Origin of the sequence: Mesorhizobium sp. C395A (assembly GCF_030323205.1) — a bacterium.
Classification (GTDB): domain Bacteria; phylum Pseudomonadota; class Alphaproteobacteria; order Rhizobiales; family Rhizobiaceae; genus Mesorhizobium.
In genome coordinates, this window is sequence record NZ_CP100473.1 from 6,231,181 (window position 1) to 6,243,188 (window position 12,008).

Here is a 12,008-nt window from a genome sequence, read left to right on the forward strand (position 1 = left end):
CATGGGAAGAAATTTATGGTGCACTGCAACAAAGATATTGCATCGCACAAAAAAACCGCTATATTGCCATCATACATGAACGAGACGGCTTTTTGTCAAAGCCGCTACCCCGAAAGGATGGAAAATGACCAAGGCCAAGACCGCTGAGACCATCGAAAACGTCGAATTCCCGAGCTTCGACGCTTCCAAGGCAACCGACCAGATCCGCGCTTTCGCCGAAAAGGGCGTCGAGCAGTCGAAGGAAGCCTACTCCAAGCTGAAGACCGGCGCCGAAGAGACCCAGAAAGTCCTGGAATCGACCTTCGAGACTGCCAAGACCGTTTCCAGCGACCTGTCGCTCAAGACGATCGCCGCTCTGCGCGCCAATGCCGAAGCCGGCTTCTCGCATCTCGAGGCCCTCATCGGCGCCAAGTCGCTGTCGGAAGTAGTCGAACTGCAGACCGCCTTCCTGCGCAAGCGCGTCGAGACCACGGTCGAGCAGGCCAAGGACTTCCAGGCTGTTGCTTCGAAGGCTGCCGAAGACGTCTCCAAGCCGGTCAAGACCGCTTTCGAGAAGGCCCTGAAAGACATCAAGGCCGCCTAATAATTGCGCACAACTCTGCGATGCATCAAAACGTCGCATTTCGTCAGACAAATAGGTGTGCAATAGAGTTGTCCAAATGAATACCCGGCGAGTGGAACCTCCTCCCTCTGCTCTCCGGGGTGACCAGCCAGCACCTCCTCCCGCTGGCTCGTAACAGGAAAAGGCCGGCACCTCCTCCCGCCGGCCTTTTTCTTTTGCCGAAGAAACCGGCGCCTGTTGGCAGAACCGGCTTTGCCTTATCAAAGGCCTTGAATTAGTCTCTGATAGACCGTATTGGACGCATCGCCGAACGACAGAGCGGATCTCGGAGAATGAATTTTCACCACGATCTGGCTCAGGCGAACGTGCCGTTGTAGCTCAGATGGTTAGAGCGCCGGATTGTGGATCCGGAGGTCGCTGGTTCGATCCCAGCCAACGGTACCATCGAATTTCCCGCTAAAGTATTGATTGCCGATCCCGACGGTCCACGAGAGATCAAGACCTGTATGGCGCTGTCGGCAGGGCAGGAAGACCCTGACTGCACACACGCCGCGGTGCGGATACCCGCGCCACAGCTTAGGTTTCATTTTACTCCAGCGATTCGTCGGTCGGCCGAGGCGTCGTGCCTGCCTGACGAGGGCGGCCGGCATTGCGATTTGCAATACGGCTGTCGAGCGGCGATCTGGACGCTTGCTGGGCGCCGGCGGTCTTGGGCGCCGTCGGCTTGGCGCCGGAATCGCTGTCTTCAGCATCGCGACGGGGATGTGGCAGGCCGGCGGCGTCAGGCGACCTGACCGGGGGTGTGGCGGCCGGGTTTGTCGATGCGGGTTTATCCTTGGCCATTTTCAACTCTCGCCTTTTCAGCATGCAGACGGCCGGACAACAAAGTCGGGCCATTGGACAGAACGGTCAGCCGTGCGGGCGCATCACGACTTTGATGCAGCCGTCCTCCTTGTCGCGGAAGGTTTTGTAAAGCTCGGGCCTGGCCTCGACGCCACCCGATGGGTGATCACGAATGACGGGTCGATATCGCCGTTCTGAACTTTCTGCAGCGATGTCGCGTTCATCCTGGATCGTCGGATCGGCCACCTGTTCGCAACGTATGTGGCCTTTGCCGCGCCATGTGAGGGCCTTCATGTGCTGTTCCTTGACGACAAGCTCTGCGAGCCCGAACTTGGCTTGATGTGAAATGTTCCCGCTTCGAACGAGCATCTGGCCTCAACCCATGGCGGCCGAGCCGGGTTCGGCCATGCCGCAATGCTGCTCGGTCGGGGTGCCGGCCGGCGTGGCATGCGCGGCTGCAACCTGCTTTTCCAGCCGCTGATCGCCTGCTGCCCACGGCCACATCCTTAAACGCGTTTTGGCGCAAGCGCAGGCTATCGCGCCAGCATCGCGGCGACAACGAACACGACGGCGGCAACGACGACAAGCGCGACAATGGCCAGCACCGGGCCATTTTTACTCGGGGCCGGGGCGCTCTCGTCGTCCGGCCGCCGCATCGCATTGGCGAAGCTTGCTTGATTAGCGAAAGCCGGCGTGCCCGTCGCTGCGGGAACCGGCACGGCGCCGGTGTCTGCCGCTTCGGCATCGGTTTCCATGGGCGCCGCCGCCGGGTCGAATCCCGGCGTCTTGTCCTCTGTCACCCCAGACTGAATATCGCCTCTGTCTTCGGCCGGGTTACGTTCGACGTTCATGATGATGCTCCTGCCGCTGGCCCGGGCTTCCCCAACCGCGAGCGGATCAGGATGTTCCATTGGGCGGAATCGCCGACAACGAGGAGCAAATTTCAGATAGCCTTCAAACAGATGTCTCTGGTGGCAACGCGGGCCTTGCAACCGGTCAGCACCGGATTGGTGGTCTCGTTGTAGTCGGCCATGGTCGGCAACGCGGCAGATTCGGCAAAGTTCCAGTCTGGCTCGCAATGCCCGCTTACGCACACCGCCGCTCGTTGACCTTGAGCTGGCTCGTTCCAGCCACTCCAACCCAAATTGCCAGTCGGGCTCCCGGCGGCGCGCTGTTTGGATTCCGTGGGAACATCAACAGCGCCAGCGAGTTCGGTATGTGCAGCGAGTTCCCTGTTCGCCGCATGGCCAACATCCGGAGCTCTTGACTGCCCGCGTCTTCGCTCCTGGAGCGCGGGCCACTCCTCTTAGCCCAAGGTTGCGATCATGAGCAGAAACATTCCGGAAAAGCGGGCCAGGCAGGGTGGCTTGGGGCGACCGGTCCTTGGCGTGCTCTTGGCAGGCCTTGTCTTGGCGCTCGTTGCCTGGGGGATCGCTGAAATCTATGGCGAGCAGGCTAAGACACCGGCGACACAGCAAAACAGCCGGGTTCCATCGCCAGATACTTACAGCCCAAATCCTGGCCAAACGGACCCTGCAAACTCCAAGGCCGATGATGTGAATGGCGAACCGGTGGACCGAAATCCCAAGCTCGACAAGGATCCGACGCCGCGATCAAGCACTGGCGGGGATCAGCCAGGAACGCCGCCAGCTCAACCTGCTTCGCCATAGCGTTCGGACCTGTTGATGAAAACAATCCAACAGCAGATGCGGAAATTTGGAGCGGCGATTTCAGCCAAATTCAGGTGCCCGGGTCTGTCAATAATCGCCGACGCTCTCTGATAGCTGAAAGTCACGAAAACCTCCGCTGATTATTACCGCTTGCTGGATGGCACTGGCGGCTCCAGACCGACTGCGCGCTGTGTCACGCCGGCAGACCTTTGCACCTCTGGGCGCTTTTGGAGTTGCAAGTCGATGGAATCGGGCAAGCTGGGTGTAGATGATGCAGTCGTCATCTTATCCAGGTCCGGCAGCAACACCATCTTTGCGTAGCGTGGAGGAACCAGATGGCCTCCGAAAACAGCGAATATCCCGCACACGAATAAAGCGAGAAGCAGGGCCGTAAGCACATCTGTGAAAATTTCGACAAATCTCATGTGCTCGCTCCGCGCGTAAGGATCCCGCCGCGCTCTCGACAGTAAGAGCGGCGGGATCCTCAACCGGCGATGAAGGGACTTTGATCGACGGTCTTCTCCTAATGTGGCTTCCGGTTGCGTGTTCCCTGGTTCGGACCTTATCCACCGACTATGGGACTAAGGTCCCGAACCTAAATGGAACCAATGGGGAAGAGCGGAATCCATGTGCCTTTAAGAGGCTTCAACCAGAGGGCACGACGGCTGATCGTCAGCCTCCCGCCAGAGACAGTCCACGGGCGCGCTCGCGCAGCAACGCAAGCAGTTCGTCGCGCCGTGGCTCCGGCGTGTCGACGGGTAACACCAAACACAAGGTCCTTTTGATGGCGCCGTGGCCGTCACGGATGGGGGCCGCCATGCACCAGGTGAAACGGTCGGCCAAGGCTGTGGTCTCGCTGAAACCCTGCCGGTGGGCCAAGGCAACATCGGCAAAGAATTCGGCTGGTGCAATGATGCGGCCGTCGGGAAGCTTGTAGTCGCCAGATGGGATGAAATCCCTCAACTCTTGCTCGTTCATATGGCCGAGGAGCAGCCGTCCGGATGCCGTCCATGGGATCGGCACCTCAACCCCGACATCGCTTGAAATGCGGAACGGGCCCGGCGAATCTCGGCAGTCAAGAACGACGTATTTGTTGCCACGCAGGCCGCATAGCTGGACCGTCTCGCCTGTCTCGGCGGCCAACTTATCCAAGGTCTCGATGATGCGACGGTAATGGGCGTTGTGATGTGAGTAGGCCCAGCCGAACAGATGCATGGCGCGTCCGAAATAGACGTAACCTTCACCGCCGACGTTTTCGAGCATTTCGGCGTCGAGCAGGCTGTTGACGATCTCGTAGGTGGTCGAACGCGGCGCGCCGATCATCTTGGCGATGTCGCCGACGCGCATTGGCGCGCGGTGCCGCAGCAAAGCCTCGAGCAGCATGATTACGCGGTCAATGCCGCGTCGTCGTTCGCCATTGCGCGGCTCCGCGCCGGCTTCCTTCCCGATCGCATCGTTAGTGCCGTCGCTCATGACCATCCGCCAAAATCATTTCGGTTCTCGTCTCAAGGCGCTTGAAAGATGTCAAGGCTCGGTCTAGCATCCAATTTGTCCGATATACAGACACATTGTCTGAAATACCAGACAAAGTCTGAAATACCAGACAAACTAACGAGCCTGACGCAGACAAATCCCGAGAGGACACACGGTTTCCAAGACCCGGCGACCGACGGGTTTCCTCGCCTTGTTCTGCACGTCGAGGCCACAACCTCTGAAGGGAACAGTCATGATGAAATCACCGTTTTTCGCATCCGCCAGCGCGCTTTGCCTCGGTCTCGTGCTGAGCTTTGGCGTCGCCTCGCAGGCCAATGCCGCCGCCAACTGCATCAAGGGCGACCGCAAGGCGCCGTACACGATCGGCTGGGCCAACATCTATTCCGTGCCGACCTGGATGAAGCAGACCCAGGGCACGATCGAAGCCGAAGTCGAGACCCTGAAGAAGCAGGGACTGGTCGACAAGCTCGTCGTCACCGACGCTCAGGGCGATGCCAACGTCCAGATCCAGCAGATCCAGTCGATGATCGATTCCGATGTCGACGCCATCATCCTGATCGCCGGTTCGTCGACCGCACCGGCACGCGTTCTGGCCGATGCCTGCGCCAAGGGCATCGCCATCATCAACTTCGACAGCCTCGTCGACACCGACAAGGTCACCGCCAAGGTCAACACCGATTCTTCGCAATGGGGCGACCAGGCGGCCAAGTTCCTGATCGACGCTATCGGCGGCAAGGGCAAGATTCTCATCCTCAACGGCCCGGCCGGGGTTTCGGTCAGCGATGACAGGCGCAAAGGCGCCGACGCTGAGCTCAAGGCCCATCCCGACGTGACGGTGCTTGCCGAGACCAACACGCCCTACAACGTCGCGCCGGCACAGGAAGCCGTCACCAGCCTCCTCTTCGCCAACCCCGAGATCGACGGCATCCTGTCGCTCGGCGGCGCTCTGTCGGCAGGCGCCGTGCTGGCCCTCGACAAGCAGGGCCGTGAACAGGTGCCGATCACCGGTGAGAACGCCCGGCAGTTTTTGGAACTCTGGAAAGAAAAGGGCTTGAAGAGCTGGGCGACGATGCAGCCGAACTGGCTCGGCGCCTTCGCCACCTACACTGCCGTCCAGGCGCTGGAAGGCAAGGATGTGCCGGCTTTCGTCAAGATTCCGCTGCCGGTGATCGACAATTCCAACATCGACGAATACCTCGCCCGGGCCAAGGACTTCCCGGCTGACGGCTACATCTTTTCTCCTTACGATGAGGAGCTGTTCAAGAAGCTGCTGGCTCAGAAATAAGCCTGAAGGGTTGTAGCGTTGACAACCATGGCTCCGCTGCTCGCGGCGCGGGGTGTGTCGAAGTCTTTCTTCGGCAACCCCGTCCTGCGCGACGTTTCAATCGCTCTCCAGCCGGGCCGCGTGCATGCGCTGCTCGGCGAGAACGGCGCCGGAAAGTCGACCTTGATCAACCTTTTGTCCGGCGCCTTGAGACCGGATGGCGGGACGATCGAGGTCGATGGACGCGCGGTCTCACGCATGACGCCGGCTGTTGCGCGGCAGGCCGGCATCGCCGTCGTCCAGCAGGAACTCAGCCTGACGGCCAGTCTTTCCATCGCCGAAAATATTGGTCTCGGCGCCTATCCCAAACGGTTCGGCCTGATCGACTACCGCGAACTCGCTGCGCGGGCGAGGGCCGCATGCGAACTTGTCGGGCTGCACGAGCCGCTGTCGACGCCGGTCGGGCATCTGTCGCTCGGCCGCCGCCAGATGGTGGAGATCGCCAAGGCGCTCTACCGCCGGCCGCGCGTGCTCATTCTCGACGAACCGACATCGTCGCTATCGGCAACCGAAACCAAAATCCTCACCGATCTGCTGCAGCGGTTGCGCGGCGAAGGCATCGCCATTCTCTACATCTCGCACCGACTGAACGAAGTCATGGCGCTGTGCCAGCACGTCACCGTGCTGAAGGACGGCACCTGCACGGCCGACCGCACCCTGGAAGGCACCGACGCCGCCGGGTTGGTTCGGCTGATGGTCGGCCGCGATCCCGGTGATCTTTTTCCGCAATGGCAGCCTTCCAGTTTGCTTGCCGACGCTATCTCCGTCCGAAATCTTTCGGCCGGCCTGATGCGCGACGTCGATCTGGATATCAAAACGGGCGAAGTGCTTGGCATTGGCGGCCTGGTCGGGCAAGGGCAGGAAGATCTGCTGCTCGGTCTCTACGGCGCCATTCCGGCACGGACGGCGTCGGCGACCGTCAACGGCGCCTCCGGCCTGCCCGGCGGCGTGCCGAAAGCCAACGCGCTGGGGCTGGCCTATGTGCCCGCGGATCGCAAGCGCGAGGGCCTGCACCTGATCCATCCCATCATCACCAACATGATGCTGCCCGCCTTTGCCAGGCTGCCGGCGCTGAAGCTGCGCAGCCGCCGCGCAGAGCGCGAGACGGCCAAAAGCCTTGCCGCCCAACTCGGCATCAAGGGTCACCTCGGCCGGGCGGCGCAGGCTCTATCGGGCGGCAACCAGCAGAAGGTGGCGCTGGCGAAATGGATGCCGCACGACCCGTTGGTGCTTCTGCTCAACGATCCGACGCGCGGCGTCGACGTCGAAACCAAGCGTGAGATCTACATGATGCTTCGCAATTTCGCCGCCGCCGGCAAGGCGGTCGTGCTGCTCAGTTCCGACACGCCCGAACTCGTGCACCTTTGCGACCGTGTAGCCATCGTCCGCGAAGGCCGCATCGTCGCCATGCTGGCGCGTGGAGCGCTGAGCGAGGAAGCCATCGTCTCCGCGGCGATGGGCGCCGAACAGCGGAAGGTTGCGGCATGAACACATCTTCCTCCGCCCGGCAGACCGGCGCGCTCTACTGGCCGGTGCAACTGCGTCGCAATGTCGGCGTGCGCAGCCTGTTTGCCGTCGTCCTGGTGTTTCTCATCGCCTATGGCGTCCTCTTTCCGGGTCTGTTCACGGCGTCCGGCTTCGCCAAATTCACGCAGAGCTGGTTTCCATTGGCTCTGGTCGCGATGGCGCAGGCGATCCTGATGCTCACCGGCGGCATCAGCCTGGCCATCGGCGCGACGGTCAGCTTGGGCGCGGTCATCGCCGCGACGACGATGGCCGGGCCGCTGGGCGTCGCCGGGGGCACTGCCGCGGTGGCGCTGACGGGCCTCGGCATCGGGGCGGCGACCGGCTTCATCGTGGTACGGCTTCGGCTGCCGGCCATCGTGGTGACGCTTGCCGGGTCGTTCATCATCGGCGGCGCCGCACTGCTGATCCTGCCGCGGCCCGGCGGCGCAATCCCGGCGTGGCTGTCCGACCTGCTTGCCGGCAACACACCGGCGGCATTCGTGCTGCTGGTGCTCATCGTTCTCCTGTGGAAGCTCTATCTCGCCACGCCGCTTGGCTTGAGCCTCTATGCCGCCGGCGAGAATCCGGTCGGCGCCTATCGCTCCGGCGTGCCGGTCGACGGCGCGCGCATTGCGGCCTATGCGATCAGCGGTCTGCTCTCCACCGGCGCCGGCTTGTTCGTCGCCGCACAGACCGGTTCGGGCGACCCGGTCATCGGCGCCGCCTTTACCCTGAACTCGATTGCCGCTGCGGTGCTCGGCGGCATCGGCTTCCTCGGCGGCCAGGGCACGATGCGCGGCGCGCTTGCCGGCAGCCTGCTGCTCAGCCTGATGATCAGCGTCATGTTCTTCCTCGGCTTCACGCCGGTCGCACAATATGTGGCCCAGGGCCTGATCATCATCGGCGCGGTCGCCATCCCGCAATTCCGCAAGGCACAGCAATGACAGCATGGAATGACAGCGCGGGCGGCAAACGCGCCCTGACGGTCCTGCGCAGCCGGCCGTTTCTCACCGTTGCCATCGTTGCCGCGGTCTGGATCGTGGCGAGCTTCGTTTCGCGCGGCTTCGGCGCTTATGGCCATCTGCGCTATCTGGTGGAGCTCGGCGCCGTCATCGGCCTGGTTGCCGCGGGCCAGACTTTTGTGGTGATCGCCGGCGGCATCGACCTTTCCGTCGCGGCCATCGTCACGGTCAGCGCCGTCAGCCTGCCGCTGCTGTCGTGGCAGGTGGATCCGACCGGCATCACCGCCATTCTTGCCGTTCTGGTGCTGACCACGGCAATCGGCCTGGTCAACGGGCTCGGCGTCGCTTTGCTGCGCGTCCACCCGATGATCATGACATTGGCCATGGCGACATTCTTGCAGGGTCTGTTGATCATCATCGCCGGCGGCAGCGCCGTGACCGCCGAGAACCCGCTGGTCCACTGGCTCGGCAATGGCCGGCCGGCCGGCATTCCCGCTGGCGTATTGTTGTGGGTGGTCGTCTCGGCGATCGTGCTGACCACGATGCATGCGACATCGCTCGGCGCCCGGATTTTTGCCATGGGCGCCAACCCGCTTGCCGCGGCGCTGTCCGGTGTTCCGGTCACGTCCACGACGCTTGCGGTCTACGGCATCAGCGGCTTCTGCTCGGGACTTGCCGGCGTGCTCGTGTTGGGCATGAACGGACAGGGCTATGTCGGCATCGGCGATCCCTATCTGCTCGCCTCGATTGCCGCCGTGGTCCTCGGTGGCACCTCGATCCTCGGCGGGCTTGGCACCTATGCCGGCACCATCCCCGGCGCCATCCTGCTGGTCACCATCACCGCGCTGATCACCGTCGTCAACGCATCGCCCGGCTGGCGCAGCATCCTGTTCGGCTCGCTGATCCTCGGCCTGCTGCTGCTCTCAGGCCGGGAGCAGGCGCGCCGATGACACATCGTCGAGCCGATAGATGCGCCTTGCGTTGCCGAAGAACAGCGCCGTCTGCTCGTCGGCGGAAAAGTCCGCTGTGATGGTTTTGAAGCCGTCATATATGTCATCGAACGAGGCATGCAGGCCGGCGACCGGAAAGTCGCTGCCGAACATGGCGCGACCGGTGCCGAAACAATCGATGCAATGCAGGACGACGGGCTTCAGGCTGTCGAGCGTCCAGTCATGATCGTAGGCGACCAGATCCGATATTTTGATGGCGACGTTGTCGCATTGCGACAGAAGCCGCAGCCCGTCGCGCCACACCTGCATGCCATCGGCGTCGCGGTCGATCGGGCTACCGCAATGGTTGAGCACGAATTGCTGATCGGGGAAGGCCCTGGCAAGCAGCCCCGCGTCGGCGAGCTGGCGCGGAAACACCATCATGTCGAAGGCCAGCCGATGCTGGCCAAGCAAGGCAAGCCCGGCGCGCCAGGCCGGATCGTCCATGATGCCGTCACGGGCCGCAAAACGGCGGGCAGGGTCGGGATCCCAGCTCAATATGTCGCGCACGCCGGCGACACGCTCGAACGCGGCTTGCGCTTCGATCAGCGCCGGCGCCTGGCGATCGGCGAGCGGCACGTGAACGACATAGCGGGCGGCGACGCCGCGCGATTTGTCGAGTGTTTCAAGCCAGCGCGTTTCTCCGATGCAGTCGCCACTCGCCCAGCCGGCTTCGACATGGACGGTGGCGACGACATTATGCCCTATGGCATCGCGCGCATAATCCCCGGGCAGATAGTTCCGCCGCAAGGGGCCAAGCTCGCCGAGGCCGCCGCGCTCGCTGGCCGTGGCGGCGAGCCAGGGATGCCGTCCCAGTCTGAGATCCCAAAGATGATGATGGGCGTCGATGATCGGTCCGGCGTAAGGTTCTGGCACGTATCTCTCTCAGGCTGTGACCGGCGATCGATCCTGGCTTCGTTCTGCGACGGTAAAAGGGTTAGCATCGCATGACTGAAAACTCACCGGTTCCAGCCCTTTCGGTGCGCGAAAATTTTCGGCTCGACGACCGCATCCGCGGCGTGCCTCCCGGCACAACCGGGCTGGACAGCAGCCTTGTCGCGGCCGAGCACTGGCATCCGGCCGATGGACGCATGGCGCTTCCGGTGCTGACCCTCGACGAGGCGGCCTTCTCCGCCAATCGCGACCTGTTCCTGCGCTATGCGCGCGAACACAATGTTGCGATCGCTCCGCATGCCAAGACGCCGATGGCGCCCGATCTTACCCGGTCGCTGGTCGAGGCCGGCGCATGGGGCACGACGGTCGCCGACATCAGGCAAGCGACAGTGATGCTGAAGGCCGGCTTGACACGGCTGATCATCGCCAATGAGGTTGGAGGAGCCGGCGGCGCCAACCGGCTGGCCGTGCTTGCTGGTGCCTGGCCGGATGCCGAGCTCTATGTCTTTGCCGACTCGGTCGACGCCGTGAACGCGCTTGCCGAGGCTTGGCGCGCCAATGCGGCGCTGCCGCCGCTGCGCGTGCTGGTCGAACTTGGTGCGGGCAGGGCGGGCGCCCGCACCACCGCGCAAGCCGAGGCCATCGCCGATGCGATCACGGCTGTCGGCGGGCGGCTGCTGATCGCCGGCGTTGCGACCTATGAAGGGGCGGCGGCGCAACCCGAGCCCGGTCGCACCGATGAGGTGATATCCGGCCTGCTGGCAATGACCGCCGACATGTTCCTGCGGCTGCGTGCCCGCGTCGGCGGCGACGCACCGCTGATCGTCACAGCCGGCGGCTCCGCCTTCTTCGACCAGGTGGTCGCGGCGCTTGCACCCCTCGTTTCCAGCGACGGCAACGCAACGCTGGTGCTGCGCAGCGGCGCCATCTTCTTCCACGACCACGGCACCTATGACCGTTCGCTCGGCGCCCTCGATGCCCGCAAAGGTTTTGCCATAGGCGGCATCAGCGCTTCGGCGCGGCATTCCTTTCGCCCTGCGCTACGCCTTTGGGCCGAAGTGCTGTCGCGTCCGGAGCCGGGCCTTGTCATCTGCGGCATGGGCATGCGCGACGTGTCGTTCGACCAGGGCTTTCCAACGCCGCTCACCGTCTTTCGTGCCTGCAAGCCGCTGCCGATGCCGGCGGCGCGCGCCGAGGTGGTCAAGCTCAACGACCAGCATTCCTTCCTGTCGATTGCACCGAGCGACGACGTGGCCGTCGGCGACGTCGTCGAATTCGGCATCTCGCATCCCTGCACCTGCCTCGACCGTTATCGCGTGATCTTCGGCGTCGACGCGACCGGCCACGTCCGCCACGCTTTCCCCACCTGGTTCGGCTGACCAGATCCCCCAAAAAGAGAACCTCGAAAGGATCCGATATGATCAAGTATTTTCAGTCCGGCTCGCGCATGTCGCAGGCAGTCGTCTATGGCGGCCTCGTTCACATAGCCGGCCAAGTGGCCAACGATCGCAAGGCCGGCATCGAAGGCCAGACCAGCGACGTGCTTGCCAAAGTCGAGGCGCTGCTGGTCGAGGTCGGCAGCAGCAAGTCGAAGTTGGTGGCGGTCAACATCTTCCTGCCGCAGATCGGTGATTTCGAGGCCATGAACAGCATCTACGATGCCTGGATCGATCCTGCCCGCCTGCCGGCGCGGGCCTGCGTCGAGGCGCGGCTTGCCGACCCTGATCTGCGCATCGAAATCACCGCGGTCGCGGCGGTCTGACC

The 12,008-nt window shown here is 63.1% G+C and carries 12 protein-coding genes, 1 tRNA gene and 1 pseudogene; 8 read left to right on the forward strand and 6 right to left on the reverse strand.

Annotated features, from left to right (window positions below; genetic code table 11):
• The first annotated feature begins 124 nt into the window (after positions 1–124).
• Positions 125–583: a phasin gene (locus NLY37_RS30045; protein ID WP_023669330.1), complete on the forward strand. Its 459-nt coding sequence runs from the start codon at positions 125–127 to the stop codon at positions 581–583.
• A gap of 346 nt (positions 584–929) precedes the next feature.
• Positions 930–1,006: transfer RNA gene (locus NLY37_RS30050), tRNA-His, on the forward strand.
• A gap of 144 nt (positions 1,007–1,150) precedes the next feature.
• Here the strand turns inward: NLY37_RS30050 and NLY37_RS30055 are convergent.
• The 5 genes and pseudogenes from NLY37_RS30055 to NLY37_RS30075 all read right to left on the reverse strand — a co-directional run bounded on the left by NLY37_RS30055 (position 1,151) and on the right by NLY37_RS30075 (position 4,554).
• Positions 1,151–1,405, reverse strand: a complete 255-nt coding sequence (locus NLY37_RS30055) for a hypothetical protein (RefSeq protein ID WP_023740474.1) — start codon at positions 1,403–1,405, stop codon at positions 1,151–1,153.
• Positions 1,406–1,471: 66 nt separating this feature from the next.
• Positions 1,472–1,599: pseudogene (locus NLY37_RS30060) on the reverse strand (glutathione-dependent formaldehyde dehydrogenase); the annotation flags it as partial.
• A 181-nt stretch (positions 1,600–1,780) separates the two neighbouring features.
• Positions 1,781–1,909: a hypothetical protein gene (locus tag NLY37_RS30065; RefSeq protein WP_023740475.1), complete on the reverse strand. Its 129-nt coding sequence runs from the start codon at positions 1,907–1,909 to the stop codon at positions 1,781–1,783.
• Positions 1,910–1,938: 29 nt separating this feature from the next.
• Positions 1,939–2,316, reverse strand: coding sequence for a hypothetical protein (locus tag NLY37_RS30070; RefSeq protein WP_023729078.1), 378 nt, complete (start codon positions 2,314–2,316; stop codon positions 1,939–1,941).
• A 1,431-nt stretch (positions 2,317–3,747) separates the two neighbouring features.
• The gene (locus NLY37_RS30075) at positions 3,748–4,554 is read right to left on the reverse strand and encodes an IclR family transcriptional regulator (RefSeq protein WP_155923913.1); all 807 of its coding nucleotides are present in this window, start codon (positions 4,552–4,554) and stop codon (positions 3,748–3,750) included.
• Positions 4,555–4,801: 247 nt separating this feature from the next.
• Between NLY37_RS30075 and NLY37_RS30080 the strand changes: the two genes are divergently transcribed.
• The 4 genes from NLY37_RS30080 to NLY37_RS30095 are packed head-to-tail and all read left to right on the forward strand — an operon-like array spanning position 4,802 to position 9,311.
• Positions 4,802–5,854, forward strand: coding sequence for an ABC transporter substrate-binding protein (locus NLY37_RS30080; protein ID WP_023748647.1), 1,053 nt, complete (start codon positions 4,802–4,804; stop codon positions 5,852–5,854).
• A 27-nt stretch (positions 5,855–5,881) separates the two neighbouring features.
• The gene (locus NLY37_RS30085; protein ID WP_198024916.1) at positions 5,882–7,381 is read left to right on the forward strand and encodes a sugar ABC transporter ATP-binding protein; all 1,500 of its coding nucleotides are present in this window, start codon (positions 5,882–5,884) and stop codon (positions 7,379–7,381) included.
• Positions 7,378–8,343: an ABC transporter permease gene (locus tag NLY37_RS30090; RefSeq protein WP_023686801.1), complete on the forward strand. Its 966-nt coding sequence runs from the start codon at positions 7,378–7,380 to the stop codon at positions 8,341–8,343. Before NLY37_RS30085 ends, NLY37_RS30090 begins: the two co-directional genes overlap by 4 nt.
• Positions 8,340–9,311, forward strand: coding sequence for an ABC transporter permease (locus NLY37_RS30095; protein ID WP_023695084.1), 972 nt, complete (start codon positions 8,340–8,342; stop codon positions 9,309–9,311). The genes NLY37_RS30090 and NLY37_RS30095 overlap by 4 nt, the downstream gene beginning before the upstream one ends.
• Here the strand turns inward: NLY37_RS30095 and NLY37_RS30100 are convergent.
• Positions 9,285–10,226 carry an amidohydrolase family protein gene (locus tag NLY37_RS30100; RefSeq protein ID WP_023692366.1) on the reverse strand — a complete coding sequence of 314 codons (942 nt, stop codon included), beginning with the start codon at positions 10,224–10,226 and terminating at the stop codon, positions 9,285–9,287. The two genes, NLY37_RS30095 and NLY37_RS30100, sit on opposite strands and share 27 nt — an antisense overlap.
• Before the next feature lie 71 nt (positions 10,227–10,297).
• Here NLY37_RS30100 and NLY37_RS30105 point away from each other — a divergent pair, with 71 nt between their 5' ends.
• Complete coding sequence (locus tag NLY37_RS30105) at positions 10,298–11,623, forward strand: alanine racemase (protein ID WP_031199273.1); 1,326 nt, start codon at positions 10,298–10,300, stop codon at positions 11,621–11,623.
• 38 nt (positions 11,624–11,661) lie between these two features.
• The gene (locus NLY37_RS30110) at positions 11,662–12,006 is read left to right on the forward strand and encodes a RidA family protein (protein WP_023686804.1); all 345 of its coding nucleotides are present in this window, start codon (positions 11,662–11,664) and stop codon (positions 12,004–12,006) included.
• Positions 12,007–12,008 lie beyond the last annotated feature (2 nt).

Coding starts and splice junctions, on each gene's coding strand:
- NLY37_RS30045 (WP_023669330.1), top strand. CDS start 125: ATGACCAAGGCCAAGACCGCTGAGACCATCGAAAACGTCGAATTCCCG.
- NLY37_RS30055 (WP_023740474.1), bottom strand. CDS start 1,405: ATGGCCAAGGATAAACCCGCATCGACAAACCCGGCCGCCACACCCCCG.
- NLY37_RS30065 (WP_023740475.1), bottom strand. CDS start 1,909: ATGTGGCCGTGGGCAGCAGGCGATCAGCGGCTGGAAAAGCAGGTTGCA.
- NLY37_RS30070 (WP_023729078.1), bottom strand. CDS start 2,316: ATGGAACATCCTGATCCGCTCGCGGTTGGGGAAGCCCGGGCCAGCGGC.
- NLY37_RS30075 (WP_155923913.1), bottom strand. CDS start 4,554: ATGGTCATGAGCGACGGCACTAACGATGCGATCGGGAAGGAAGCCGGC.
- NLY37_RS30080 (WP_023748647.1), top strand. CDS start 4,802: ATGATGAAATCACCGTTTTTCGCATCCGCCAGCGCGCTTTGCCTCGGT.
- NLY37_RS30085 (WP_198024916.1), top strand. CDS start 5,882: ATGGCTCCGCTGCTCGCGGCGCGGGGTGTGTCGAAGTCTTTCTTCGGC.
- NLY37_RS30090 (WP_023686801.1), top strand. CDS start 7,378: ATGAACACATCTTCCTCCGCCCGGCAGACCGGCGCGCTCTACTGGCCG.
- NLY37_RS30095 (WP_023695084.1), top strand. CDS start 8,340: ATGACAGCATGGAATGACAGCGCGGGCGGCAAACGCGCCCTGACGGTC.
- NLY37_RS30105 (WP_031199273.1), top strand. CDS start 10,298: ATGACTGAAAACTCACCGGTTCCAGCCCTTTCGGTGCGCGAAAATTTT.
- NLY37_RS30110 (WP_023686804.1), top strand. CDS start 11,662: ATGATCAAGTATTTTCAGTCCGGCTCGCGCATGTCGCAGGCAGTCGTC.